Raw genomic sequence first — 25877 nt, 5'->3', positions numbered from 1 at the left:
AACCGGCACCGTAGGAACCACGGATCACTGCGCGGAGGCGACCATGCGGCGGACGGATCCGGAAGGGCACGGCCCCGTCCGCTACGGCCCACCGCTTCCCGGCCAGGGGCTGCCGGTCCCACCGGGACTCACCGCCGCCGCGGCCGGTGCGCACACCGAACCCACCGGCGGCGGCCCCCGGCTCCTGGACGCGGCCTGCGCGTACTGGGACCGGCGCGGACTGCCCGCAGAGCGCCACCGCACGGCCGCGGCCCCCGGTGCCCCGGCCCTGCTCCTCGCGCTGACCGCCGCACTCGGCGGCGACGTCCTGGTGCCGCGCCCCTGCGCCGCCTGGTGGCGGCCCACGGCCCGGCTGCTCGGCACCTCCGTGTTCCATGTGGCGACATCCGCCGAGTGCGGCGGGGTCCCCGATCCCTACGCCCTCCTGGAGACCGTGCGCCGGGTGCGCGCCGAGGGCGGCGACCCACGGCTGCTGGTGCTCTCCGTCGCCGACGACCCCACCGCCACCGTCGCCCCGCCCGAAGTGGTCCACGAGACCGTGGAGGCCGCCGCGGGGGAGGGGCTGCACCTGATCAGCGACGAGACCTGGCGCGACACCCTGCACGAGCCGCACGACACGGTCCTGCTGAGCCCCGCCGAGATGCTTCCCGGCCAGGTCACGGTGATGACCGATCTGGCCGGCCCGTTCCTGCCGCCCGGCTGGCCGGCCGCCCTGGCCCGTTTCCCCGACAACGACCTCGGCGTCCGGCTGCGCGACCGTGTCCTCGACGTCCTGACCGCGCTCGGCGCCCGCCTCGCGACACCGGTCGCCGAAGCCGCCGCGTACGCACTCGGCGAGCCCGAGGACATCAGCCTGCGGCTCACCGCGTCCGTACGGCTGCATGCCCGCGTGGCCGCCGCCGCGCACCATGCCGTGGTGACAGGGGGTGCCCTCGCCCGGCCCCCGCAGGCCGGGCGCCATCTGTACGCGGACCTGGGCCCGCTGCGCCCCGCGCTCACCGAGTATGGCGTGGGCGACGCACAGGAACTGGAGGACTTCCTCACCGCCCGCCTCGGCATGCCCGCCCCCGGCGGCCACCGCTTCGGCGACGACCTCGGCGCCCTGCGCGTCCGCCTGACCACCGGCCCGCTCCTCGGAGCAACGGACGAGGAGCGGATGGCGTCTCTCACGTCACCGGAACCTCTGGAATTGCCGCATGTGGAAAGCGCGTTGACTCTGCTGGGATCGGTATTCGACGATCTCCGCGACGACGCCCGGCGATGGGAGTCCCCTCGATGACGCAGCAGTCCGAGTCGACCTCGACGACCACCACGTCCGTGTCTATGGCGGCCTCCTCCTCGTCCACGGGTGCCGATGAGCCGGTGTCCTCCTCCGTGCCCGGTGCCGGAACGGAAACACCACTCGCCCCGCCCCGCCCGCCCGGCGAGCGCCGCCGCTGGCCGCGGTCCTTCGCCGACCGGCTGACGGATCCGCTGCCGGGCCTCAGGGGCTTCGCACGCTTCGCCCGCGAGGGCGCTCTGCGGCCGACACCCGAAGGCCTCGCCGACATCCCCCGGCTGCCGTACGAGCCGGCCCCGCTGCCGCGCGTGGACGCGCAGACCGTCGCCGTCTCCTGGGCCGGGCACGCGAGCTGGGTGATCCGGATCGGCGGGCTCACCGTCCTCACCGACCCGGTCTGGTCCCGCAAAATCCTCGGAACTCCCGCCCGGGTCACGCCCGTTGGCGTGCCCTGGAGCGAACTGCCGCGCGTCGACGCGGTCGTCATCAGCCACAACCACTATGACCACCTGGACGCCCCGACCCTGCGCAGGCTCCCGCGGGACACCCCCGTCTTCGTCCCGGCCGCGCTCGGCGGCTGGTTCCGGCGCCGCCGCTTCACCCGCGTCACCGAACTCGACTGGTGGGAAACGGCGGAACTGCATCCGAGGGGCGGCGCCGCAGGCGCCTCGGCTGAGGGTGGGGGTGGGAGACGGGCGGGCGGAGTCCGCTTCGACTTCGTCCCCGCCCACCACTGGTCCAAGCGCAGCCTCCACGACACCTGCCGCACCCTGTGGGGAGGCTGGATCCTCACGGCACCCGACGGCAGACGCGTCTACTTCGCGGGCGACACGGGCTACGGCCACTGGTTCACCCGCATCGGAGACCGCTACCCCGGCATCGACCTGGCCCTCCTCCCGATCGGCGCATACGAGCCCCGCTGGTGGCTCAGCGACGTCCACTGCGATCCCGAGGAGGCGGTCCGCGCGGCCCAGGACCTCGGGGCCAGACGGATGGCACCGATGCACTGGGCCACGTTCGTACTGTCGGCGGAGCCGGTGCTCGAACCGCTGACACGGGTCCGTGCGGCCTGGGACCAGGCGGGCCTGGCCCGTGAGGACCTGTGGGACCTGCCGGTGGGGGGATCCCGGATCCTGACATGAACAGACGGCACGTGAACGAAGCGTTCAGGCCACGGACTTACGCCATGGACTTACGAAACCTGCGCCACACACTCGGCGCGCCACTGATCACCAGCGTGAGCACCACCGCTGCCACCACACCCTGCCAGGGCTCCTTGAACAGCGAGCCCCCCAGGATCCCGATGAGCTGATACGTCACCGCCCACGCAAGGCAGGCCGGCACATCCCCCCGTACGAACTGCCGCATCGGCATCCGGGCCATCAGACACGCCAGCATCACCGGAATCCGCCCCGCCGGAACCAGCCGCGACACCACCAGCACGGTCACCCCGTGCGCATCGAGCCGCTCCTGTGCCTGTGCGAGCCGGTCCTCCGGGGCGCGATCACGCAGTGCCTGCAGCCACCGTGAGCCGTTCTTCGAGCCCATCCCGCGCTTCCCGAGCCAGTACAGCGCGATGTCACCGAGGAAGGCCGCGACCGACGCCACCGCGAACACCATCAGCAGCGAGAACGGCGCCGTCTGATGGAAGGCCACCACCGCGGCCGAGCTCACCAGCGCGCCCGTGGGCACCACCGGCACCAGCGCCCCGATCAGCACCAGCAGGAACAACGACGGATAGCCGACCGCCTGCTGGGTCGCCTCCGGCGACGTGGCCGCCGCGGACAGGATCACCGCGCGACCTCCGGCCGTACGCTCTCGCCGTGCCCCAATAGATGCACCGCCACCTCGGGCGCCCTCTCGCGCGCCAGGCGCATGAACTCCGGGCCCGGCGCGTGGAATTCATGGGGGCGCACGGCGTCCATGCCGATCGGCCAGTACGTGCCGTAGTGCACCGGGACCGCGCTGCCCGGCAGCAGCCGGACCAGCGCCTCGGCGGCCCGTCCGGCGTCCAGATGCCCCTCCCCGAGATACGGCCCCCAGCCACCGACCGGCAGCAGCGCCACGTCGACGGGACCGACCTCCTTGGCCATCGCCTCGAACAGGCCGGTGTCCCCGGCGAAGTACGTCCGCCCCTCGCCCTCGACGACATAGCCGAGGGCGGGCGCACGATGCGGCCCGAGCGGCAGCCGCCGCCCGTCGTGCCGCGCCGGCACGGCCCGTACGACCAGGTCACCGACCCGCGTCTCATCGCCCGGCGCGACCTCCGTGAGCCGTAGATGGCCGAGCCTGCGCAGCCCGGGCACGGCGCGTGCGGCGCCCCTCGGCACCAGCACCCGGGTGCCCGCGGCGAGCCGCCCCAGGGAGGGAACGTGCAGATGATCGGCGTGCAGATGCGAGACCAGGACCGCGTCCGCGAGCGCCGCCTCGGGCGGGGGCGCGGCCCCGCGGCGCCGGCGTAGATGAGCGAGCCGACGCGCGAACAACGGGTCGGTCAGCAGGCGCACGCCCGAGTCCTCGACCGTGCAGGTCGCGTGACCCCACCAGGTGATCTCCACCGGCACCCCCTTTGCTCCCTTCGCGCGACTCCCCCAGAGCCTACGGGCAGGGGTAGGGTCAGCGGCGAAACCGGAGGTGAGGGGGACACCATGGGAGACACGCGCAGCGCCTCCGGCCTGCTTCGCGTCACGGCCATCGCCAGTCTGACGCCGCTCGAGGAGCTGGACGCGGATCCCTTCCTGGTGGACTCACGCAGCCAGCACGCCATGTGCGCGCGCTGGGCCGCCGAGCGTGGGTACGTCATCACCCGGGAACTCCTTGTACGCGGACTGCGCCCCGACCACTGCGCGCTCTGGGAGGACGTCGAGGCGGGGCGCGTCGATCTGTTCGTCGCGCCCAGCCGCCGGGTGCTGGAGCGGGCGCTCGCCTCGGTCGACGAGTTCACCGCCGAGTGCGCCCGGCGAGGCGTACGCATCGAGACGGTCGGGCACGCGGAACCGGCGTACGACGCGCAGATGAAGGCGCACGTCCATCGCCGGCTGTCGATGCCGACGGCGGGGTACGACGGGCGCTGATCCGCGGGCGTTCACTCCCTGTCCGCAACCGCCCGTGCGCCCTCACCCGTTGTGACAATGTGGGGGACGGACTTCGTCAGCGGGAGCCGGTGGGAGGCAGCGGGAGGTGGGCGTGGGCGACGGGCGATGGCGACGGGTGGGCAGCGCCGTCTTGCGGAGTATCACGGTGTGGGCCGTTTCCACGGTCACCATGCTGGTGCTTGCCGGGATCCTGCCGGACTTCCGGATCCAGTCGGCCGACGGAGAGAGCGCCACCCGTATCACCGTCGCCGCCGCGGTCGGCGCCGGAGGCTTCGGTCTGCTCTCGGCCCTGGTGTGGCCCCTTCTCGTCCGCGCCCTGCTCCTCGTGCCCGCCCTCGTCCTCGGACTGCTCGTCTTCTTCCTCAACGGTTCGCTGCTCCTCGTCGTCCTGCGCTTCAATCCCTCGGGACGGGGTGAGGTCGCCCCGGAGACCGCCGTCGTGGTGGCCGCGGTGATGTCCGCGGTCGCCTCCGCCACCGGCGCGGCCCTCGCGGTCCGGGACGACGACGCGTACCGGAGGAGGCTGTACCGCCTGGCGGACCGCCGTCGCACGGAGGAGTTGGGAGAGGGCGAGCCGTCGACTCCCGGCACCGTCTTCCTCCAGCTCGACGGTGTGGGACATGACGTACTGCTGGACGCGGTCGGCCGGGGCCTGATGCCCACGGTCGCCGCCTGGCTCGGCGGGAGCGCAGGCGAGGACGAGGGCGGGCGCGACAGTGAGCGCGACGGCGAGCGCACAGCCGGGCGCCCCACCCACCGCCTCACCCTCTGGCGCACCGACTGGTCCAGCCAGACCGGTGCCAGCCAGCTCGGCATCCTGCACGGCTCCAACCACGACATCCCCGCCTTCCGCTGGTACGAGAAGGAGAGCGGGGAGGTGATGGTCTGCAACCGGCCCACCAGCGCCGCCGAACTCCAGCGCCGGGCCATTGAGCGCACCGGCGACGGCGGACTGCTCACCCTGGACGGCGCCAGCCGCGGCAACCTCTTCAGCGGCGGCGCCGACCAGCTCGCCCTGGTGCTGTCCGTGGCGGCTCGGCGGGGCAAGGAGAACCGTTCGCGGGCGGGCTACTTCGCGTACTTCAGCGACCCCGCCAACGCCGTCCGTACCGCCATGTCGTTCGTCGCCGACGTCGGCCGCGAGATCGGCGAGTCCACCCGCGCCCGCCTCAGCAGACAGCGCCCCCGCGTCAAACGCGGCGGCCTGTACCCCTTCATCCGCGCCTTCGCGACCGTCGTCGAGCGGGACGTCGTCGTCGCCGCCGTGATCGGCGACATGCTCGCCGGACGCGCCGCGGTCTACGCGGACCTGGTGGCGTACGACGAAGTGGCCCACCACTCGGGCCCGTACAGCCGCGACGCCGAGAAGGTCCTGGGCCGCCTCGACCGCTCGCTGGCCCTGATCGCGAAGGTCGCCGAGCACGCCCCGCGCGCGTACCGCATCGTCGTCCTGTCCGACCACGGCCAGAGCCCCGGCGAGACCTTCCGCGCCCGCTACGGACTCGCCCTCGGCGAACTCGTCAGGGCCGGTTGCGGACTGCCCGTGCCCCGCAAGGCGCAGCGCACGCACAGCGGTGCCGAGGCCAGGGCCGCCGTACGGGCCGCGCTGCACCGGCCCGTCGAGGAGGGCGGCGAACAGCACCGCCCGTCCGGCCGCCGCTCGGAGCCCATCGTGCTGGCGTCCGGCAACCTGGGCCTGGTGTCCTTCCCGGACGTACCGCACCGGATGAGCCGCGAGGAGATCGACGAGCGTCACCCGGCACTGCTGTCCACACTCGCCAACCACCCCGGCATCGGGTTCGTCCTCGTCAGCAGCGAGCGGCACGGCGGCCTCGTCCTCGGCGCGCACGGCGCGGAGATCCCCGTGGATGAGCTGGCGGAAAACCCGGGCCCGCTCGCCGACTTCGGCCCCGCCGCGGCAGCCGCCGTACGCCGCACGCACTCCTTCCCGCACACCGCCGACATCATGGTCAACTCCGCCTACGAGCCCCAGGACGGCGAAGTCCTCGCCTTCGAGGAGCAGATCGGCTCCCACGGCGGACTCGGCGGCGCGCAGGGCGAGGCGTTTCTGATGTCGCCCATCGAGCTCTCGCCTCCCGTCGAGGAGGGGGCGGAACTCGTCGGGGCCGAGCAGGTGCACCGTGTCCTGCGGAGCTGGCTGCGGGAGGCCGCGGGCCCGCAGATTCCGCTGCCGGCCCGCCGCGATCAGCGGGCGGCCTGACGGAAGTCGGGCGGTCCCGCCGGGTGCTTCCCTGCCGTTCAACCGCTCTTGTCCCGATCCTCCGACTGCACCGAGCGCGGATGTGATCGGATGGGCCGGACGGAACCGATCCAGGGACCCATCGAACTCGTTGAACTCATCGAGCTTCGCACTCGTCGAAAGGAAGCATCGTGGCAACCACGCGTACCGCACACACCGTCTGGGAGGGCGAACTGCTCAAGGGCAGCGGCACCGTCACCTTCGACTCCTCGGGCATCGGTTCGCAGCCGGTGTCGTGGCCGTCGCGGGCCGAGGCCGCGAACGGAAAGACCAGCCCGGAGGAGCTGATCGCCGCCGCCCACTCCAGCTGCTTCTCCATGGCCCTGTCGCACAGCCTGAACGGCGCCGGCACTCCGCCCACCCGCCTCGAGACCAGGGCCGACGTCACTTTCCAGCCGGGCGAGGGCATCACCGGCATCCACCTCACCGTGGTGGGCGAGGTGCCGGGCCTGGACGAGGACGGCTTCGCCGCGGCGGCCGAGGACGCCAAGAAGAACTGCCCGGTGAGCCAGGCCCTCACCGGAACCACGATCACGCTGAGGGCCGGGCTGGCCTGACCGCCTGCCCGACCCTCTTACGCACTCTGTACGCACGTTCGTAAGCACTCAGTACGCACCTCGATGCCGCGCCTCCCGAAGGGCGCGGCATCGTCGTTTCCGGGCGCCGCTCCAGGTGCGGCGTACGCGTTTCCGGGGTACCTGGTGTTGACAAGAGCGCACTCAAGTTTTGTGCTGGAGGGCGGGAAGCGCCCGGGTGGAAGGGGACGAAGATGGCACGAGCGGTCGGGATCGATCTCGGTACCACGAACTCCGTGGTGGCCGTCCTGGAGGGCGGTGAGCCCACGGTCGTAGCCAACGCCGAGGGCGCGCGGACGACGCCGTCCGTCGTGGCCTTCGCCAAGAACGGGGAGGTCCTCGTCGGGGAGGTCGCCAAGCGGCAGGCCGTGACGAACGTCGAGCGCACCGCGCGCTCCGTGAAGCGGCACATGGGCGACGCGAGCTGGCGCTTCCCGGAGAAGGGAGACATCGACGGGACCCGTTACCGCGCGCAGGAGCTGTCGGCCCGTGTGCTGCAGAAGCTGAAGCGGGACGCCGAGGCGTATCTCGGCGAGGACGTCACGGACGCCGTGATCACGGTGCCCGCCTATTTCGACGACGCACAGCGGCAGGCCACCAAGGAAGCCGGCGAGATCGCGGGCCTGAAGGTACTGCGGATCATCAACGAGCCGACAGCCGCGGCCCTCGCATACGGGCTCGACCGCGGCGAGGAGCAGACGGTTCTCGTCTTCGACCTGGGCGGCGGCACCTTCGACGTCTCGCTCCTGGAGATCGGCGAGGGCGTCATCGAGGTCAAGGCCACCAACGGCGACACCCATCTCGGCGGCGACGACTGGGACCAGCGGATCGTCGACCACCTCATCAAGCGTTTCAAGGGTTCGTACGGCATCGACCTCGGCAACGACAAGATGGCGATCCAGCGGCTGCGCGAGGGCGCCGAGAAAGCCAAGATCGAGCTGTCCTCCTCCACCGAGACGACCATCAACCTGCCCTACATCACCGCCTCCGCCGAAGGCCCGCTGCACCTCGACGAGAAGCTGACGCGCGCCCAGTTCCAGGAAATGACAAGCGACCTCCTCGACCGCTGCAAGACGCCCTTCGACCAGGCGGTCAAGGACGCGGGCATCAAGCTCTCCGCCGTCGACCACGTCATCCTCGTCGGCGGCTCCACCCGGATGCCCGCGGTGACCGAACTCGTCAAGGAACTCACCGGCAAGGACCCGCACAAGGGCGTCAACCCCGACGAGGTCGTGGCACTCGGCGCCGCCCTCCAGGCGGGCGTCATCCGCGGCGACGTGAAGGACGTGCTGCTCCTCGACGTCACCCCGCTGTCCCTGGGCATCGAGACCAAGGGCGGCATCATGACGAAGCTGATCGAACGCAACACCACGATTCCCACCCGGCGTTCGGAGATCTTCACCACCGCCACGGACAACCAGCCCTCGGTCGGCATCCAGGTCTTCCAGGGCGAGCGCGAGATCGCCGCCTACAACAAGAAGCTCGGCGTCTTCGACCTCACGGGCCTGCCGCCCGCGCCGCGCGGGGTGCCGCAGATCGAGGTCGCGTTCGACATCGACGCCAACGGAATCATGCACGTCTCGGCGAAGGACCTCGCGACGGGCCGCGAGCAGAAGATGACGGTGACCGGCGGCTCGGCCCTCCCCAAGGACGACATCGACCGCATGATGCGCGAGGCGGAACAGTACGCCGACGAGGACCGCAGGCGCCGCGAGGCCGCCGAGACCCGCAACCAGGCCGAGCAACTCGTCTACCAGACCGAGCGTTTCCTCCGCGACAACGAGGAACGGATCCCGGCCGACACCAAGGCGGAGGTGGAGTCCGCGATCACCGAACTCAAGACCCTCCTGGAGGAACGCGAGGGCGCCGACACGGCCGCCCTCCGCTCCGGAGTCGAGAAACTGGCCTCGGTCAGCCAGAAGATGGGCCAGGCCATGTACGCCCAGACCCAGCAGACTCCTCCGCAGGACCAGCAGCCCGGAACCGAACAGCCCACGGCGACGGCCTCGGACGAGGAGGGCGTGGTCGACGCGGAGATCGTGGACGACGAGAGGGAGGGCGGGGACAAGAAGGGCGGCGCCGCATAGATGAATGAGTCCAAGGGATGGCCTGCGGACATACCCCAGGTCCGGGGTCAGAGCCACATGCCTTCGGATCCGGGCAGGACGCGGGCTGTGACGCGCCAGCTCTCGGAGCGTGCGAAGCTGCGTCCGCGTCGGACGGCAGGGCCATGATTCTTCGTCCGGGAGTCGGGCCAGGAGGACGCCGCCGGGGCCCGCGCGGAGGTGAGCGAGGAGCGATGCGACCTCTTGCAGGGTCGGGTCGTCCGCGGGACGTTGGTCGTGTCGGGACAGGGCGACTGTGGTGAACGGCAGATCACGTGCCACCAGTTGCGCGGTGTTGTCCGTCACTCCACCGATCTCGGCGCTGAAAGCAGACGCTGTTCGTCGCCCGGGGAGAGGCTTCGCGGCAGCGGTGCGCGGCCTCGCGCATGCGCGTCGCCCGCAAGGTAGTCGGCGAACGAGTCGTGGAGCGGAACGACGGTCTGATCCCACCACGTCAGGCTGATCAGGCCCCTGTCGTGTGCCGCACCGTGGTGCATGGCGGGGGCCGGGGGCCGGGGGCGAGAAAAGCCGGTGCCCGAGCCCGCCGCCTCAGAAGTCGTCGCGGCGCTTCTCTATGAGCTCTTTGGTGCGCTGGGCCGAGGCCGCGCGGGCCGTCATGTGGTCGAGGACCTCCAGATGCGCGGCCACCTCCCTGCGTGAGTCGAGGTAAAGGGCGCCGGTCAGATACTCGCTGTACACCATGTCGGGCAGCTCCGGCTCCGCGAAGCGGAACAGCGTGAACGGCGCGTACGTCCCCGGATGCGGCCCATCCGCGAACTCCGCGATCTGCAAGGTGATGTGATCGTTCTCGGCGACCACCAGAAGCCGCTCCAGTTGCTCCCGCATCACCTCGCCCCGCATGCACACCGGCCGGAGCAGGACCGTTTGGTCCATGATCACCCACAGTCGGGGCGGATGCTCGCGGGTCAGCAGCTTCTGCCGCTCCAGCCGCAACGACACATGCCGTTCGATCTCGGCGGGCCGGGTCTGCCCCACCGTGCCCGCCTCCAGGACGGCACGCGCGTACTCCTCGGTCTGCAGGAGCCCCGGCACGAAGTGCGGCTCGTACGACCGGATCAGCGAGGCCGCGCCCTCCAGGCTCACATGCAGGCTGAACCAGTCCGGCAGCACGTCGTGGAAACGCTGCCACCAGCCCGGCTGGTTCGCCTCCTCGGCCAGCGCGACGAACGCCGCGATCTCGTCGTCGGGGACCCCGTACGTCGACAGCAGCACCTGTGCGTACGGGATCTTCAGCGCGACCTCGGCCATCTCCATCCGCCGTACGGTCGCGGCCGTGACACGCAGAATCTGGGCCGCCTCGTCCCGCCGCAGCCCGCATTCCTCGCGCAGTTCCTGAAGTCTTCTTCCCAGCACCACCTGACCCACGGTCGGCGCCGGACGCCGTTCACTCACGCCACGCCTCCCCACGCGCCGAGCAACGCAAGAAGTCTGCCACGTCGGCGGGAAACCATCACTGGATCGGGCGCCCGTTCATTACCTCGCGCGTAATCGACCACCGTCCACAGGCCCGGCATGGTGGTCATACCGGGTCCCGGGCCGGCGCACTCCGGCCCGGGACCCGGGTCCACCGGCCCGGCCGGCCCCTGCCCCACCTCACCTCGTCCCGACCTCGACGGAGGCTGATCCGCCATGTCCGCAATCCAGCTCGCCGCCCTGGCCCGCACCCCCGAACCGCACACCATGCTGCGCCGCTTCCTGGCATTCGACGCGGCGGGGACCGGCGCGAACGGCATCGCCTACCTCATCGCACCGGCCCCGCTGGGACGGCTGCTCGGCGTCGACTCGGGTCTGCTGTTCACCCTTGGCCTGTTCCTCACGGCGTACGCAGCGGGCGTCGGCCTCCTCGCCTCGCGACCCCAGCCCCCAGCCCTCCCGGTCCGAGCGGTGATCGAACTCAACCTCGCCTGGACTGCCCTGAGTTCCATCGCACTCGCCGCCTGGCTGTCGCCGACCACCACGGGGGCGGTGTACATACCGGTACAGGCGCTGGTCGTGGCGGGGTTCGCGGGCTTGCAGTACGCGGCACTGCGAGCCGTCCAGAAGAGCTGACCGCGCTGGGTGTGCTGAATGTGCTGAGTGTGCGTCAGGACATCAGCGACTGAAGGTACGTGCCCGTCGCCGGGTCGGCCGGGAGAAGCGTCTCGATGGCCAGCTCGGCGACCGTCACGTCCATCGGCGTGTTGAACGTCGAGATGGACGAGATGAAGGACAGTACGCGCCCGTCGTGCTCGATCTGCATCGGCAGCGCGAAGGCGAACGGCTCCCCAGGCCCCTCGCCGCTCTCCGGGGAGGGGTCTCCCTCTGGGGATGCGTCTGCCTCAGGGGTGGGGTGCGGATACGCCGCCACCTCCTCGTACAGCGCACGCAGCGCATTCGAGCGGCGCAGAGCGATGTCCCGTTCCATCTGGGCCAGCAGGTGGCCGCGCCACGCGCGCAGGTTGCGGATCCTCGGTGCCAGGCCTTCCGGGTGCAGCGTCAGCCGTAGCGCGTTCAGTGGAGGCGCGAGAAGGTGCTCGGGGAGGCCGTCGAACAGCATCGCGATGCCCTGGTTGGCGGCGACGACGTTGTACGTGGCGTCCACGACGAACGCCGGGTAGGGCTCGTAGCCCTGGATCAGCCGCTCCAGGCCCTCCCGCAGCGCGTCCATCGCCGGGTCGTCCAGCGGAGTCTCCGGATAGTGGGGTGCGTAACCGGCGGCCAGGAGAAGGGAGTTGCGCTCCCGTACGGGCACGTCGAGGTGCTCGGCGAGGCGCAGTACCATCTCCTCGCTCGGGCGGGAGCGGCCCGTCTCGATGAAGCTGATGTGCCGCGCCGAGGAACCGGCACGCAGCGCCAGCTCCAGCTGACTCACCCGGCGCTGCTCGCGCCAGCCGCGCAACAGCGGCCCGATCCCACGGTCGGCCGAAGCGGAGGCAGAGGCAGCGGAAGCGGTCGGGGCAGTGGCCATACGAAGACCGTAGACGACGTTGGTCCGGCCGGCCCCGGGCGGCCGTCGAAGTGACGCCAGGGAATGGAGAGGCGGGCGACGCAGGACGCCGGCCCGAACCCGGTCCCGCGGCCGAATCCATCCGCCGCCCGCCCCCTGGGCACCCCCTGACCAGCCCCGGAACCCTCCGCCTGTGGCACGCTGAGAGAACCGGACGTTACGGGACGACGGAACGGAGCACAGCCATGCCCCTCGAACCGCTCTCGCAGAAGGACATCGAGGAACGGCTCGCCGAGTTGCCGGGCTGGTCGCTCGACGGGGACCGGATCGCCCGCTCGTACCGGCTCGGCTCGCACTTCGCGGCGGCCGCGCTGGTGGTGCACATCGCCCGGGTGCAGGACGAGCTGGACCACCACTCCGACCTCACTCTCGGCTACCACTCCGTCTCGCTCACCGTGAACACGCACAGTGTGGGCGGCGCGGTCACCGAGAAGGACTTCGAGCTGGCGCGCCGGGTCGAGGAGCTCGCCTCCGGGCACGGTGCCAGTTGAGCAACCTGGTGTTCGACTACAACGAGGAGGCCGAGCGGTACGACGCCTCCCGTGGCGGCGAGCCCCGTGCCGCCGAGGCCGCGAGCGCCGTACTCGGACTGTTCCCCGAGGGCACCCGCAGCCTCCTCGACCTCGCCTGCGGCACCGGCACGGTGACCCGGCGCCTGGCGGCGGCCGGCCTCGACGTGACGGGAGTCGACGCCGCGAACGGAATGCTGAGCCGGGCCGCCGCTCAGGTGCCCGGCCGCCTCGTACGCGCCGACTGCCGCCAACTCCCTTTCCCCGGCGCCTCGTTCGACGCCGTCTCGGCGATCTGGCTGCTGCATCTGCTGGACGACGCGGCCCTCGTGGTAGCCGAGGCGGCCCGTGTCCTGCGGCCGGGCGGCGTCTTCGTCACCACCGTCGACAAGGCGGCTGCTCACGACGTGGGCAGCGACATCGACGCCGTCATGGCCCCCCGCCCCCGCCGCGCCGCCCGCGACGAGCCCGGCCTGGTGTCGCGCTTCGCCGCCGACAGCGGCCTGATCCCGGCGGCCCGCTCGACCTTCCGGGGCCGCGGCCAGGGCCGCACCCCGGCCCAGGCCGCCGCCGACGTACGCCGCGGCTGGTACACCCTCCTCCGCCCCGGCGCCCCTCTCACCGAACGACTCGCCTCCCGCCTGGAGGAACTCCCACACCAGCATGTCCCGCGCCCGGAACCGGAGTTCAAGCTCAGCTCGTTCCGGAAGCCGGGGCCGCGCGACGTGTGAAGTCCATGACCCAGTTCGTGATCCACGTCCTCTCGCTGTCCACCGAGAATGCCTGCTCCCAGCGGGCGGTGGTCTCAGAGATCCCCGACCACACGAACCGCACCCGCACGTCCTTGCTGATGGGGGAGCATGTCGTCCCCGAAGAACTCGCCCCGATCGTCGGTGAAGTGACCGATCAGCGGCGGGAACAGCTTGCCCGTGCGGCTGGATGACCAGTTCAGCGACCACTCCTTGGTCTCCTGGTCGAACAGTCGCAGCGTCAGCCCCTTCCAGCCCTGGCTCGGCACCGCCATCTCGTCGATGTTGGCGGCCCCGTCGAACAGACTCCAGCAGCGGTGCGTGACGGCGAACTCCTGCCACCCGCTGACCGGGTCGAGGAAGTCCGCCAGTCGGCGATTCCAGACGTCCCACGCGCCGTGGAAGAAGTCGAAGTCGTGCGCGCTGCTCATGAGAGGTCTCCAGTCGTGCCCTCGGGCAGTGAGTCCACGAGGTATCCGTCCAGGTCAGGGGTATCGGGCATGAGCACGTGGCGTACCCAGGCATCGCGTTCGTGCAGGATCGGTGGCAGTTCCCAGACGCAGCCGATCCACGGCAGATCGGGGGTGATGAAGTGCGTCGGGTCGCGGTCCGGGCAGCCGAGGACCGGCTGGCCCGCCGAGGCGCCCCGGAAGTGCAGCACGTTGTCCCACACCCAGCTGTACGCGTTGAGGTACGCGCCATCGTCGCCGCCCCGGTGCAGCACGACGAACGTCGCGGGCGGTGTGCCGTCCGGCTCCGGAAGCAGCTTCGGCAGGATCGCGTACGCCGCCTCCTCGACGTCGGGCGCGATGCCCGCCGGGTCCGCGGTGACGTGGTAACGCTTGATTCGTCGCCCCGCCACCTCGATGGGCGGCGGCACGGTCAGGAGTTTCTCCGCGAAGGCCACAGAAGATGTCATGGCAGGAAGCTAGGCCCGCTCCACTGACACCTTCTGTCAGTGGAGTCTGAGATCGTGACCGGGTGAAATCGGCCCGGCTCGTCTCCATCCTCCTGCTCGTCCAGACGCGCGGACGGCTCACCGCCGCCCAGCTCGCCGAGGAGCTGGAGGTTTCGGTGCGCACGATCTACCGGGACGTCGAGGCGCTGAGCGCCGCCGGTGTCCCGCTCTACGGCGAATCCGGCCACGCGGGCGGATACCAACTCCTCGACGGCTACCGCACCCGCCTCACCGGACTCACCACCGAAGAAGCCGAGGCTCTGTTCCTCGTCGGCGTCCCCGGCCCCGCCGCCGAACTCGGGCTCGGCTCGGTCCTCGCCGCCGCCCAGCTGAAGGTCCGTGCGGCCCTCCCGCACGAACTGCGCGAGCACGCCGACCGCATCAGCGGCCGCTTCCACCTCGACGCGCCCGGCTGGTACGCGGAGGACGACGAAGCCCCGTACCTCCCCGCCGTCGCCGACGCCGTCTGGAACAGCCGCGTCCTGCACGTCCGCTACCGCCGCTGGCGCGAGCCCACCGACGTGGAGCGCCGCCTCGAACCGTACGGACTCGTCCTCAAGGCGGGCCGCTGGTACGTGGTCGCCGGCCCGAGACCGCGTACGTACCGCGTCGACCAGATACTCGAACTGGCCGTATCCGGCGAGGAGTTCTGCCGCCCCGAGGGCTTCGACCTCGCCGCGTACTGGACGGCGTACCAAAGGGGCTTCCACGACCGGCTGCAACGTGGTGAAGCGGTGGTCCGGCTGGCTCCGGGAGTGCGGCTCACCGGCGCCGCGGGCCGTGCCGTCGAGGCCACCGGCTGTACCGACGAGAACGGCTGGACCCGTGCCACCCTCCCCATCGAGTCGATCGCCCGCGCCCACGACGAGTTCCTGCACCTCGGAACGGACATCGAGGTCCTCGAACCGGCCGAGCTGCGCGAATGTATCGCGCGGACGGTCACGGCACTGGCCCGCATGTACACGTAGACAGCACTCGGCCGAAGGCGGCAACTCCCGTACTCCCGGCGGCGACAGAGGAAGTGGAACCGTTCCTGAAGTCTGAGTGGGAGTGAGTCCTGGTGCCAGAACTCATGCTCAGCCGCGTGCCCCGAACGGTGCTGGGCACGCTGGTCGCCCGCGTTCGCTCCACGACCGGGCGGCGCGCATCCGGTGCGCGGTCCGGGCAGGTGAGGGCGGGGTTCCTCACGCCTTCGGGTCTCCGGTCGGGCCTGGACGGTCCGATGCCCACCACGATCACTCCGGTCGGGGTGGGGCGGTGTCGTCCTCCCCCAGCTACCGCAGGGAGGTGCCCCCAGCCGGATCGGATGCCCGAGGGCGCGTCGCCCGGCAGCGATGCTCGCCGCATCGTGCCGGGACATCTCACGTCGTGGGGTGGTCAGTCGCGCGCCAGCCCCTCCCCCTTGCTGGCCTTGGCACCCAGTGGCCTGGCCAGCCGCGCCTCGATGGCAGCGATCTGCCCCCGCAGCCACACCATGCGGGCGGCCTGCCCGCGCCGGGCCAGCGCCCACTGGTCGTGGGTGGCCTTGGTGATGCTGCCCGCCCAGCGCGCCGACGACCTGCCGGTCAGCTCCCGCTTGCGCACCGCCCACGACGCGGCATCGTGCGCCACACCCTCCCGGGAGCGCTCCGCGAGATCACCCGCCGCCAGCGAACCCAGGAACATCCCGACTTCGGCCAGCACGGCCGCATCCGTGTGCGATACCCGCAGCCGGTCCCGGATAGCCACCCCGGCGGGGCCGGGCACCACATACGACGCCGCCAACTCCCGCAACCCGCCCACCCGTTCACCCTCGCCCGGTCGAAGATCCCCGTCATGGCAGTCAACGAGCGCCACCCGCAAAGGTCACCCATTCGACCCCAGAACTCGCGTTCTCTCCCCGGAGAGCGGAGACCGAGAACGCATCCCGTGGAAAGGAAGACCGTCCCGGCACAAGTGCCGAACGCCAGCCAACCGCATCTGGCCCCAGCAACTCACGCTCACCAGAAGTCACTCCCGCTCAGTACACGGCAGAGTTTCCCAACCCTCTGCCCCCACCCAGGAGGTACGTCACCGTGCGGCACCCGCATCGCAGACGCAAGAAGATCCGCCTGCTGCTCACCACCGTCGTCACCGGGGCCCTGGCCGCCACCGGGATCACCGCATTCAACGTGAGTTCGGCCGAGGCCGCGGTCGCCCGGCAGGTCGAAGGACTCGACCGGGGCGTCGTCAGCGTCCACACCGGCAGCGGAAACCTGGTCAGCTGGCGCTGGCTGGGCACCGACCCGGGCAACGTGTCGTTCAACGTCTACCGTGGCGGTACGAAGGTCAACTCGACGCCGATCACCGGCTCCACGAACTACTTCCACTCCGGCGCCCCCAACTCCGCCGACTACACGGTCCGCGCGATCGTGAACGGGGAGGAGCAGGGCGAGTCCGTGCACGCCATCCAGTTCCGCAGCGGATACAAGGACGTGCCGATCACGCCCCCGGCGGGCGGCTCCGGCTACACCTACGAGGCCAACGACGCCTCCGTCGGCGACCTGGACGGCGACGGCGCCCTCGACTTCGTACTGAAGTGGCAGCCGACCAACGCCAAGGACAACTCGCAGTCCGGTGTCACCGGCAACACCGTCGTCGACGGCATCAAGATGGACGGCACCCGCCTGTGGCGCATCGACCTGGGCCGCAACATCCGCTCGGGGGCGCACTACACACAGTTCCAGGTGTACGACTACGACGGCGACGGCAAGGCCGAGGTCGCCATGAAGACCGCGGACGGCACACGGGACGGCACCGGCGCGGTCATCGGCAGCGCGTCCGCCGACCACCGCAACTCCGGCGGGTACGTGCTGTCGGGGCCCGAGTTCCTCACCATGTTCAACGGCCAGACCGGCAAGGCGATGCAGTCGGTCGACTACGTCCCGGCGCGCGGCAACGTCGCCTCGTGGGGCGACTCGTACGGCAACCGCGTAGACCGCTTCCTCGCCGGCACGGCCTACCTGGACGGCGAGCGGCCCTCGCTGATCATGGCCCGCGGTTACTACACGCGCTCGGTGATCACGGCCTGGGACTGGCGCAACGGCCAGTTCACGCGCCGCTGGACCTTCGACACCAACTCCTCGACCAACACCGGCAAAGGCTACGACGGCCAGGGCAACCACAGTCTGTCCATCGCGGACGTGGACGCCGACGGCAAGGACGAGATCGTGTACGGCGCGATGACCGTGGACGACAACGGACACGGCCTGTGGACGACCAAACTCGGCCACGGGGACGCCGGCCATGTCGGCGACCTCAACCCGTCCCGCTCGGGACTCGAGTACTTCAAGGTGTCCGAGGACAGTTCCAAGCCCGGTTCCTGGATGGCCGACGCGCGCACCGGACAGATCCTGTGGCAGACCGCCTCCGGCTCCGACAACGGCCGCGGCGTCTCCGCCGACATCCACGCGGGCTCGGCAGGCGCTGAGTCCTGGTCCGCCGCGGACACCACGCTCCGCTCGGCCGGCGGAGCCTCGCTCGGCCGCGAGCCGTCCAGCATCAACTTCGTGAACTGGTGGGACGGCGACACCACCCGCGAACTCCTCGACGGCACGCGCATCGACAAGTACGGCACGAGCGGTGACACCCGGCTGCTGACCGGCGCCTCCGTCGCCTCCAACAACGGCACCAAGGCGACCCCGGCGCTCTCCGGCGACATCCTCGGCGACTGGCGCGAGGAGGTCGTCTGGCGCACCGCGGACAACACGGCGCTGCGGATCTACTCGACCCCGCACGAGACCAGCACGAAGATCACCACCCTGCTGCACGACCCGATGTACCGCGTCGCGCTGGCCTGGCAGAACACGGCCTACAACCAGCCGCCGCACCCCAGCTTCCACATCGGCAGCGGCATGGTGACGGCTCCTCGCCCGACCGTCTACACGCCCTGACCTGCGAGAGGCGACTGGCCCAGAGGCTGGAAAGGGAAACGCGGCGCCCCTGCCCGGAGTCGACCGGGCGGGGGCGCCGTCGCGCGTGCATTCAACCGCACCAGCAGGTGTCCATTTTCACGCGACAAGTTCCCTGACGTACTGAGCTGGTGGGCACCACCCGAAAATACCCACCAGCTCATCTCCACCTGCCCAAACTGCTGGATCAGCCTAGAACTGGTCGACCAGCCAGAGGACGAGTGCACTAAGGAGACGGCAGAGCGCTTCAGGGAAGTTTGAGACCAACTCTTCCAAGGTCACCGGTTCATCGAGGGAGTGATTGCGGCTCTTGCGTGGCATTCTTGAGACCCCTTTGGTGGTGGGCGATGTTGCCTGGACATCACCATCCGAGCTGATGAGGGTGTTGCGGGAGCTCGCACGCGTTGCGGACCTCTGCAACGCGGCAAGGTACCGATGGGGGAGCGGTCAATGGACACTGGCGCTGAACGGTCCGAAGGCCATAGCCAGGGGGAACTGGTGTCCGAACAGTTGGAAGCAGGGGAAGCAGTAAGTGGTGCGAGCGGTCTTAAGCCGATTCCTGCCCATGTCGGCCCTGAGTGCAGGGAGTTGGCCAAAGCGCTGCGCAGTCTCTTTGGCGCCATTCAGATTTCAGTGCGCCGCTATGCGGTTCGTCAGCACTATGACCCCGGCACGGTATCGCGATACCTCAATGGCACGGCCGTCGCCCCCGCCGAGTTCGTGGACCGGCTGCTCGTCGATGCGGCTGAGGCACTTGGACGACCCATTTCGGTTGAGGTTGCCCAGCGTGTGACATCGTTGCAACGCACCGCGCTGCAAGTCACCAACAAGACCGGATACCAGTTGCAGGTGCTCCGGGACCAGCTGGCGGAGGCAGACCGGCGATTGCGAGCAGCCGAGGCGAACGTCGAGGCATTGACCGAGGCGCTCATGCAAAAGAGAAGAAACATTGCACAGATGCGTTCGAACGAGCAGCGCAGGATGATTCCCGCGTCGAACCCCTTGGAGATCGACGCAGCGGACTATCTCACACTGCAAGCTGAGCGTGATCTTCTTCTGGAAGAGATCTCACATCTTCAAGCGGCACTGGGCCATGCGCAGCGGCAGGCGGTAGAAGCGGAGAGGCGCTGCGAGATTCTGGAGCGCCAGATGCTGGCAGCAGAAGAATCTGCTTCAGTGGAGCCACAACAGGATGTAATTCCAGGTCGATTCATCTTGAGCTACGCCGGACCGGATCGCCCTTGGGCCGTATGGATCAGGCACCGCCTGGAAGCCATGGGACACGATGCGATAATTCAACGCTGGAACCCAGCGGCCACCGCAACTCTCCAAGAGAGCATAGAGTCGCTTCTGCTCGTCGAGGGCATACATATTGTGCTCTTCAGTAGGGATTTCCTGTTTGCCGGATCCCATACCGAGGAAGAGTGGGACCAGCTGATCAGGCGGTCCGCCCGCACGGAGCAGAGTCGGCGACTGGTAGTTTTCACTCTCGATGATGAAAGCCTTACGGAACTTGCTGACACTCTCCCGTGTGTCGGCAGCCTGGGCAATGGTGCAGAAGAAGATGAGCGTGAAATTCTGACCCATCTCGCCATGGAACTGGATTATCGCGCCTTAAAGACTGGTATCAGTGCTTCGCGCTATCCCGAGAAGCGTCCTCCAGTCTGGGGGAATGTCCCTGCGCGAAACCCTCACTTCACCGGACGCGACAAGGAGCTCGCCAAGTTACGTCATGCACTGGATGAAGCGCCGGCCGGTGCCGCAGTATTTGCTCTGGTAGGGATGCCGGCGATTGGGAAGACCCAGTTGGCCGTGGAGTATGCGCATCGTTTTGCCACCCAATACGACATGGTCTGGTGGGTTGATTCAGAAACATCTGAAACCGTACGTATGTGTCTCGTAGAGCTGGCCCGTCGTCTCGCACGCACAGATGCCGACGAGTCGCCAGAGGCCGCGCTTTCTGCATTGCGTCGCGGCTCCCCGTACGCACGCTGGCTCCTCATATTCGACCGTGCCGACGAGCAGACGAATATCGCGGAGATAATTCCGGACGGACCCGGGCACGTACTGATCACCTCGCAGAACAGCGACTGGTCGGAGCGCGGGGTGGAAACCGTGATCGTCCATCCTTTGGAGCGTGCAGAAAGCATTTCACTCATAAGGCGCAGGGCGCCAAGAGTGAAAGCTCGGCAGGCTCAGGAGCTGGCGAGCGATCTCGGAGATCACCCGCTTGCGCTTGCGCAGGCCGTGGCTTATCTCGAAGACACGCCGATCGCCGTCTCGGAGTACCTGGACCGTTTGAGTAATACATCTTGGGACAGGGCTCCTCTCCATGCGACCGGAGACTACCCGACAACTTTTTCCAGCGCCTTGATGGAGGTTGTCAGTCGACTGCGTGAGTCATCCCCAGAGGTTGTCGACCTGATCAACGTCTGTGTGCTTTTTGCCGTTGACGGGGCTCCCTTGAATCTTTTGCGGTTGAGTCTTCCGGAGCCTTTACGAGGCCAATCTCTGGACGTTTCGGGATGGCAGAAGATAGTCGGCACGATGAGGGCTCACTCGCTGGTGGCAATGGATCCGGATGAGGACAGAAGCGACGCGCACGGCCAAACAAGCCCAACACTTCGGATCCATCCTCTGGTTCGCCGGGTGATACGTGACAGCATGGCTGGCGGCTACCGGTCCACTCTCTTGCAGAGAGTTCGCCATGCCCTGGCAACAGGGGACCCGTGTGACCCCACAAACATCCGCGTATGGCCTCAGTATGCACAGATCGTCCCGCATCTGGAGTCGGCCGGAATTCCAGGAGAGGTCACAGCGGAGGGGTTGGACCTCATTCTCAACTGCGTCCGATATCTGACTCTGTCAGGCGACCCTCAGTTCGCCATGCGGCTCATGGAGCGGATCGAACGGGCCTGGCGCAGCCAGGTACATGTAGACCTCTCAAAAGAATATGCTCTCAGTGTCCACCGCAGCGAGGTCCTGAGGGCTCTGGGGCGCTACGAGCAGGCACTGCACGCCGACCTCGAGCAACAAACCAAGGGCGGAATCGAGAACGGTGGAACATCTGAATTCAGTATGAGGCATGCCATAGCAGTGGACCTTCGTGGGCTTGGGCGCTACGAGGAGTCCCTCGTCGTGGCACGCCATGAATTTGAGCACCAGCAGACTGCTTACGGTCCTGGCCACCCATCCACCTTGGAGGCCGCGTGCTCCCTTACGGATTCTCTACGCCTTCTTGGGCAGTATTCAGAGGCTCTGAACCAGGATCGCCAGACGGTGATCCATTATTTGGAACTTACCGAACCCCAGGATCTGGGAAGGCTCAAGGCGGAAGGACGGCACGCCGTGGACCTTCGTTTGCTGGGACGTTACGACAGTGCGCTTGCCCAACAACTCCAGACCACTCAAGCCCATCGAGAGCTCTTGGGGTACGAGAACCTGTTCACGCTGAGCGCCGAACACAACCTCGCGCTGTGCGAGTTACGCAATGATTCGGTGGGCGAGGGGCTTGTCAGGCTCCGGGAAGTGAGGGAAGTGGCCGAAAATCTGGTCGGGCCCAATTCTCCGCTCGCTCTGGCCGCAAGGATAAGCCTGGCGGCAGCCGAGAGGTCGCACGGCGACCTGGAGGAAGGAACCGCTCAATGCGAGGAGGTGCTGAACACGTGCAGTGAGTTGCTGGGCCCCCGTCACCCCTGCACCGCAGGAACAATGGCGAATTTGGCGGTGGCCTACCGGCTCAAAAACTCCCTCTCGCAGGCGCGTGAACTAAACGAAAAATCCCGAGCTGCCCTGATCGACTCTCTGGGGAAAAATCACCCCTGGACGCTTGGCGTCACTTACAACCTCGCCATTGATCTGCGAATTAGTGATCTTCCGCAAGAATCCTCTGCCTTGCTGGACGACACCGCGGAACGTGCAGTACTCACTCTGGGTGAGCGTCACCCCATGACGCTGCTGTCGCAGGTGGCGTCGACCCTGGAACGCGATTCCTTGCACGGAAGGTCGCATACCCGGGCCGCGCGAGACGAAATTCTGTCAATGCTGGCGCAGACTCTGGGTGCACAGCACCGCCTGACGCTTACGGCCCACGCGGGACGTTGCTCTGTCTGGACTTTCGATCCGCTGCCCATCTGACCGGCGTACTGAAGAACCTGTGCGGTGGGCGTCGTCGTTGATGCGCGAGCTGGGCTCCGGCGCTCATAGCCTGACATCGGCACGCCGAGCACCGATGATTTCCTCCGGCTCCCGCTGTCTAAGTGACAACTGAACGTCACCGACTACCACCGACTGCCTCCTCGGAAGGAACATCATGAGGAAGATCACCGCAGGCCTGTTCATCTCGCTCGACGGCGTCGTGGAGGCCCCCGACCAGTGGCACTTCCCGTACTTCGACGACGACATGGGGGCCGCCGTCGGCTCGCTGTTCGACGGCGTCGACACCATCCTGTTCGGCCGCAAGACCTACGACAGCTTTGCCGGGGCGTGGCCCGAGCGTGAGGCGGAGGGCGGGGAGGACGCCGGTTTCGCCAAGATCCTCGGCGACGTACGCAAGATCGTGGCCTCGCACCAGAAGCTCGAGTTCACCTGGCGTAACTCCGAGCAGCTCCAGGGCGACCTCATCGAAACCGTCACCGCGCTGAAGAACGAGCCGGGCGGGGTCATCTCCCTGAGCGGCTCGATCTCCGTCGTCCGCCAACTGCTGGCCGCCGGCCTCCTGGACGAGCTGCACCTGCTGGTACACCCGATCGCGGTACGCCACGGAATGCGGCTCTTCGACGAGGCCGAGACCACGATCCCGCTGCGCCTGCTCTCCTCGAAGACCTTCGGGTCGGGTGTACTGCACCTGGTCTACACCCGGGCCGAGTCCACCGGCGAAGCCGGCTACGACGAGGCCAAGGCGCACCTGTCCCAGTCCGGGCAGTGAGACACCACCGGCTCACGGCCCGGCCCGGCCCGCGCACACCGCGCAGGCCAGGCCGAGTCGGGACGGGTCGTTTACGGGGCCACTATCCCGCCGTGTCCCCGTAAACGACCCCGCGCCCGTTCGTCGACACGTACACCCGCCCGAAGACCCGCGGATCCCCGGTGATGGCCGCACCCGTCCAACCCCACTGGTGGGCATCGTCGTTGATACGCATCCAGGTCGAACCCTGGTCCGTGGAGCGGAAGATGCCGCGTGCGCCGTCGATCTTGGCGCTGGTGTAGAGCGTCTGGTACGAGGCGCCGGCCGCGGCCTTGCCGAAGCCGATGGTGTCGGCCTGCTCGACGCCCGACAGCTTGGTGAAGCTCGCGCCGCCGTCCGTCGAGTGCCACAGCCCGTACGCGCCGTCGCTCGCACCGCCCGCCAGCCAGATGTCGCCCTTCGTGCCGGGCAGCGCCTTGAATCGCACGCTGTCGCCGCTCGGCAGACCGGTCGCGGCGGAAGCCGTGAAGGTCGCGCCGCCGTCCGAACTGACGTAGAACTTCCCGGACTTGAAGCCGTAGAAGGTCTTCGGATCGACCCGGTCGGACTCCACGATCGCGTCCGCCGGGATCCCGCTCGACGCGGACCATGACGACCCGAACCCGGTCGCGTAGTGCACGCCCGCACCCTCCGGACTCCACACGAAGCGGCTGCCGTCGGAGGCCGCGGCGACCGTGCCGCCGCCCGAGACGCCCGAAGGATCCGTCCCCGCGAACCAGTTGGCGCCGTTGTCGGTGGAGAAGGCGATATGCGGACCCGAGTCGAGATTCCCGGCCCGCACGACGGTTCCGGGATTCCTCTCGGCGAAGTCGAGGCTCGTGGTCGTGGTGAAGTTCGGCGAAGTGAACATCATCGACGGCACTTTGGTGAGGTCCGTGTGCCGGAAGCCGCCGACGTCTCCGAGCGCGCTGAAGAGCTGCGCCCCGCCGGACGGGGGAGCGGCGAGGTCGTTGACGGCCGTCTCCTCCAGGCCCTGCACCATCGGCTTGATGGTGAACCGGCCCCCGCTGTCCCACTTCGACAGATCCTCGGTGCCGTAGATCGTGGCGCCCGTCCCGTACATCATCCGGTCCGAGTCGAACGGGTCGATCTCCAACGCCTCGGTCATCCAGCCGAGTTTGGGGCTCTGCTCGGGCGGTGAGGGGTTCGCGCCCCAGGTCAGCCAGGGCGAGGACGAGACGTCCATCGTGTAGCGGTTCGAGCGGGTGGGGTACGAGGTGTAGTCCCAGACCTTCGTCCAGGTGCCGCCGCTGTCCGTGGAGCGGAAGATCTGGGTGTCCGGCCACCAGGAGCTGTACGCGGTCGCCATCACCGTGCCCGGGTTCTGCCGGTCCACGGTCAGTCCGCTGAAACCGTAGTACGTGTCGGCCTCGGCCACCGGGCTGATGTCCGTCCAGGTCCCGGACCCGGTCGCGTACCGCCACAGCTGTCCCTTGCCGCCGTCGTACGGGCCACCCTTGTCGCTGTACGCGAGATAGAGGTAGCCGTTCTCGGCGTCCAGCACGCCCTTGTGGGCCAGGTGGCCGGTGGGCTGGCCGGGCAGCCGGGACCAGGTGGCGCCCGCGTCGGTCGAGCGGTAGACGGAGTTCTCCTTGTCGGCGACCCCGACATAGATCGTCTGCGTGGCGTTCGTACCGGTGCCCGTCGACTCGTCGAAGGTGACCCAGACGATGCCCTGGTTGTCGGAGGCGTAGCCGCTGGTGTCGCTCGGGTCCTGCACGTAGTTGCCGACGTTGGGGAAGTTCGTCACCTGCGACCAGGAGGCGCCCGAGTCCGTGGACCGCCACAGGCCCTTGCCGCTCGGGGCGCCCAGATACAGCACGCTGTTCTTGTGCGGGTCCACGGCGAGCCGCTCGCCCATGCCGCGCCCGGGCATGTTGCCGCCCAGCTTGAACGGCAGGCCTGCCTTCTGCCAGCTCGCGCCCCGGTCGGCGGACCTGAGCACGGCACCGTTCTTCGGGTCCCAGCTGTTCGTGTACGTGCCGACGGCCGCGTACACCTTGTCCGGGTCGACCGAGTCCGAGGCGAGGCTGACGACGCCGGTGTGGCCCCAGTCGTCCCAGCCGATGGAGTCGAGCAGAGGGGTCCAGGTCTTCGACGACTCCTGCCAGCGGTAGGCGCCGCCGATGTCGGTGCGGGCGTAGGCGAGGTCCTGCTCACTCCGGTTGAAGACGATGCCGGGCACGAAGCCCCCGCCGTCGATCCGGGCGTTCTTCCAGGTGTACGGGTCGGCGGCGACGCTCATCGCCCTCTCGACGGGCTGGGCCGCCATCGCGGACGGACTGCCCGCGAGGAGACCGGCCGCGAGCGCGAGTACGGCCGTGAGAACGCGGCCCCTTCTGACGGTTCTTCGCACGGTGGGGGTCCTCTCCTGGAGCGGGGGACGGAGGAAAGGCGCGGCGAGCCGGGCGGACCCCCAGGAGGAGGGGGTCCGCCCGGCCGTGG

The 25877-nt window shown here is 68.9% G+C and carries 20 protein-coding genes and 1 pseudogene; 13 read left to right on the top strand and 8 right to left on the bottom strand.

Features of this window, described 5'->3' with window-relative positions; translation table 11 throughout:
* Nucleotides 1-43 precede the first annotated feature (43 nt).
* Together ABD357_RS36905 and ABD357_RS36900 are read left to right on the top strand one after the other, a co-directional pair.
* Nucleotides 44-1279, top strand: coding sequence for an aminotransferase class I/II-fold pyridoxal phosphate-dependent enzyme (locus ABD357_RS36905; protein WP_344395662.1), 1236 nt, complete (start codon nt 44-46; stop codon nt 1277-1279).
* Nucleotides 1276-2421 carry an MBL fold metallo-hydrolase gene (locus ABD357_RS36900; protein ID WP_344395661.1) on the top strand — a complete coding sequence of 382 codons (1146 nt, stop codon included), beginning with the start codon at nt 1276-1278 and terminating at the stop codon, nt 2419-2421. Before ABD357_RS36905 ends, ABD357_RS36900 begins: the two co-directional genes overlap by 4 nt.
* Before the next feature lie 37 nt (nt 2422-2458).
* Here the strand turns inward: ABD357_RS36900 and ABD357_RS36895 are convergent, their stop codons facing one another.
* Nucleotides 2459-3073 (bottom strand): DedA family protein, encoded by a 615-nt coding sequence (locus ABD357_RS36895; RefSeq protein WP_344395660.1) that lies wholly within the window; start codon nt 3071-3073, stop codon nt 2459-2461.
* Nucleotides 3070-3843: an MBL fold metallo-hydrolase gene (locus ABD357_RS36890; protein ID WP_344395659.1), complete on the bottom strand. Its 774-nt coding sequence runs from the start codon at nt 3841-3843 to the stop codon at nt 3070-3072. The genes ABD357_RS36895 and ABD357_RS36890 overlap by 4 nt, the downstream gene beginning before the upstream one ends.
* Nucleotides 3844-3927: 84 nt before the next feature.
* Here ABD357_RS36890 and ABD357_RS36885 point away from each other — a divergent pair, with 84 nt between their 5' ends.
* From ABD357_RS36885 to dnaK, 4 genes are all read left to right on the top strand, one after another.
* Nucleotides 3928-4353: a hypothetical protein gene (locus ABD357_RS36885; RefSeq protein ID WP_344395658.1), complete on the top strand. Its 426-nt coding sequence runs from the start codon at nt 3928-3930 to the stop codon at nt 4351-4353.
* Nucleotides 4354-4519: 166 nt separating this feature from the next.
* Entirely contained in the window at nt 4520-6595 is a 2076-nt protein-coding gene (locus ABD357_RS36880) for an alkaline phosphatase family protein (protein WP_344395657.1), read from the top strand.
* A gap of 170 nt (nt 6596-6765) precedes the next feature.
* On the top strand, nt 6766-7191 hold the full coding sequence (locus ABD357_RS36875; protein ID WP_344395655.1) for an OsmC family protein: 426 nt from the start codon (nt 6766-6768) through the stop codon (nt 7189-7191).
* A 212-nt stretch (nt 7192-7403) separates the two neighbouring features.
* Nucleotides 7404-9296 (top strand): molecular chaperone DnaK, encoded by a 1893-nt coding sequence (dnaK, locus tag ABD357_RS36870; protein WP_344395654.1) that lies wholly within the window; start codon nt 7404-7406, stop codon nt 9294-9296.
* A gap of 567 nt (nt 9297-9863) precedes the next feature.
* Here the strand turns inward: dnaK and ABD357_RS36865 are convergent.
* The gene (locus ABD357_RS36865) at nt 9864-10727 is read right to left on the bottom strand and encodes a helix-turn-helix domain-containing protein (RefSeq protein ID WP_344395653.1); all 864 of its coding nucleotides are present in this window, start codon (nt 10725-10727) and stop codon (nt 9864-9866) included.
* 237 nt (nt 10728-10964) lie between these two features.
* Here ABD357_RS36865 and ABD357_RS36860 point away from each other — a divergent pair, with 237 nt between their 5' ends.
* Nucleotides 10965-11384, top strand: a complete 420-nt coding sequence (locus tag ABD357_RS36860) for a hypothetical protein (protein ID WP_344395652.1) — start codon at nt 10965-10967, stop codon at nt 11382-11384.
* Between the two features lie 34 nt (nt 11385-11418).
* Here the strand turns inward: ABD357_RS36860 and ABD357_RS36855 are convergent, their stop codons facing one another.
* Nucleotides 11419-12282, bottom strand: coding sequence for a helix-turn-helix domain-containing protein (locus ABD357_RS36855; RefSeq protein WP_344395651.1), 864 nt, complete (start codon nt 12280-12282; stop codon nt 11419-11421).
* 224 nt (nt 12283-12506) lie between these two features.
* Here ABD357_RS36855 and ABD357_RS36850 point away from each other — a divergent pair, with 224 nt between their 5' ends.
* The gene (locus ABD357_RS36850) at nt 12507-12812 is read left to right on the top strand and encodes a 4a-hydroxytetrahydrobiopterin dehydratase (RefSeq protein ID WP_344395650.1); all 306 of its coding nucleotides are present in this window, start codon (nt 12507-12509) and stop codon (nt 12810-12812) included.
* A gap of 8 nt (nt 12813-12820) precedes the next feature.
* Nucleotides 12821-13561 carry a class I SAM-dependent methyltransferase gene (locus tag ABD357_RS36845; RefSeq protein ID WP_344395786.1) on the top strand — a complete coding sequence of 247 codons (741 nt, stop codon included), beginning with the start codon at nt 12821-12823 and terminating at the stop codon, nt 13559-13561.
* A gap of 74 nt (nt 13562-13635) precedes the next feature.
* On the opposite strand, the gene ABD357_RS36840 is transcribed toward ABD357_RS36845, so the two are convergent.
* Nucleotides 13636-14010 carry a hypothetical protein gene (locus tag ABD357_RS36840; protein ID WP_344395648.1) on the bottom strand — a complete coding sequence of 125 codons (375 nt, stop codon included), beginning with the start codon at nt 14008-14010 and terminating at the stop codon, nt 13636-13638.
* On the bottom strand, nt 14007-14486 hold the full coding sequence (locus ABD357_RS36835) for a hypothetical protein (RefSeq protein WP_344395785.1): 480 nt from the start codon (nt 14484-14486) through the stop codon (nt 14007-14009). Before ABD357_RS36835 ends, ABD357_RS36840 begins: the two co-directional genes overlap by 4 nt.
* Before the next feature lie 74 nt (nt 14487-14560).
* Between ABD357_RS36835 and ABD357_RS36830 the strand changes: the two genes are divergently transcribed.
* The gene (locus tag ABD357_RS36830; RefSeq protein ID WP_344395646.1) at nt 14561-15505 is read left to right on the top strand and encodes a helix-turn-helix transcriptional regulator; all 945 of its coding nucleotides are present in this window, start codon (nt 14561-14563) and stop codon (nt 15503-15505) included.
* A 430-nt stretch (nt 15506-15935) separates the two neighbouring features.
* On the opposite strand, the pseudogene ABD357_RS36825 reads toward ABD357_RS36830, so the two are convergent.
* A pseudogene (locus ABD357_RS36825) lies at nt 15936-16319 on the bottom strand (IS200/IS605 family accessory protein TnpB-related protein); the annotation flags it as partial.
* 272 nt (nt 16320-16591) lie between these two features.
* On the opposite strand from ABD357_RS36825, the gene ABD357_RS36820 reads away from it, so the two are divergent.
* The 3 genes from ABD357_RS36820 (at nt 16592) to ABD357_RS36810 (ending at nt 23393) form a co-directional block, all read left to right on the top strand.
* Nucleotides 16592-18448: a rhamnogalacturonan lyase gene (locus ABD357_RS36820; RefSeq protein WP_344395644.1), complete on the top strand. Its 1857-nt coding sequence runs from the start codon at nt 16592-16594 to the stop codon at nt 18446-18448.
* Nucleotides 18449-18916: 468 nt separating this feature from the next.
* Nucleotides 18917-22603 carry an FxSxx-COOH system tetratricopeptide repeat protein gene (fxsT, locus tag ABD357_RS36815; RefSeq protein ID WP_344395643.1) on the top strand — a complete coding sequence of 1229 codons (3687 nt, stop codon included), beginning with the start codon at nt 18917-18919 and terminating at the stop codon, nt 22601-22603.
* Nucleotides 22604-22778: 175 nt separating this feature from the next.
* The gene (locus tag ABD357_RS36810; protein WP_344395642.1) at nt 22779-23393 is read left to right on the top strand and encodes a dihydrofolate reductase family protein; all 615 of its coding nucleotides are present in this window, start codon (nt 22779-22781) and stop codon (nt 23391-23393) included.
* Between the two features lie 82 nt (nt 23394-23475).
* On the opposite strand, the gene ABD357_RS36805 is transcribed toward ABD357_RS36810, so the two are convergent.
* Nucleotides 23476-25788 carry a beta propeller repeat protein gene (locus tag ABD357_RS36805; protein ID WP_344395641.1) on the bottom strand — a complete coding sequence of 771 codons (2313 nt, stop codon included), beginning with the start codon at nt 25786-25788 and terminating at the stop codon, nt 23476-23478.
* Nucleotides 25789-25877 lie beyond the last annotated feature (89 nt).

Source organism: Streptomyces vastus, assembly GCF_039532825.1.
Lineage (GTDB): Bacteria > Actinomycetota > Actinomycetes > Streptomycetales > Streptomycetaceae > Streptomyces > Streptomyces vastus.
The sequence above is the reverse complement of the archived record's forward strand: the minus strand, read 5'-3'. Positions and strand labels throughout refer to the sequence as shown.

Coding starts and splice junctions, on each gene's coding strand:
- ABD357_RS36900 (WP_344395661.1), top strand. CDS start 1,276: ATGACGCAGCAGTCCGAGTCGACCTCGACGACCACCACGTCCGTGTCT.
- ABD357_RS36860 (WP_344395652.1), top strand. CDS start 10,965: ATGTCCGCAATCCAGCTCGCCGCCCTGGCCCGCACCCCCGAACCGCAC.
- ABD357_RS36855 (WP_344395651.1), bottom strand. CDS start 12,282: ATGGCCACTGCCCCGACCGCTTCCGCTGCCTCTGCCTCCGCTTCGGCC.
- ABD357_RS36850 (WP_344395650.1), top strand. CDS start 12,507: ATGCCCCTCGAACCGCTCTCGCAGAAGGACATCGAGGAACGGCTCGCC.
- dnaK (WP_344395654.1), top strand. CDS start 7,404: ATGGCACGAGCGGTCGGGATCGATCTCGGTACCACGAACTCCGTGGTG.
- ABD357_RS36905 (WP_344395662.1), top strand. CDS start 44: ATGCGGCGGACGGATCCGGAAGGGCACGGCCCCGTCCGCTACGGCCCA.
- ABD357_RS36885 (WP_344395658.1), top strand. CDS start 3,928: ATGGGAGACACGCGCAGCGCCTCCGGCCTGCTTCGCGTCACGGCCATC.
- ABD357_RS36840 (WP_344395648.1), bottom strand. CDS start 14,010: ATGAGCAGCGCGCACGACTTCGACTTCTTCCACGGCGCGTGGGACGTC.
- fxsT (WP_344395643.1), top strand. CDS start 18,917: ATGGACACTGGCGCTGAACGGTCCGAAGGCCATAGCCAGGGGGAACTG.
- ABD357_RS36810 (WP_344395642.1), top strand. CDS start 22,779: ATGAGGAAGATCACCGCAGGCCTGTTCATCTCGCTCGACGGCGTCGTG.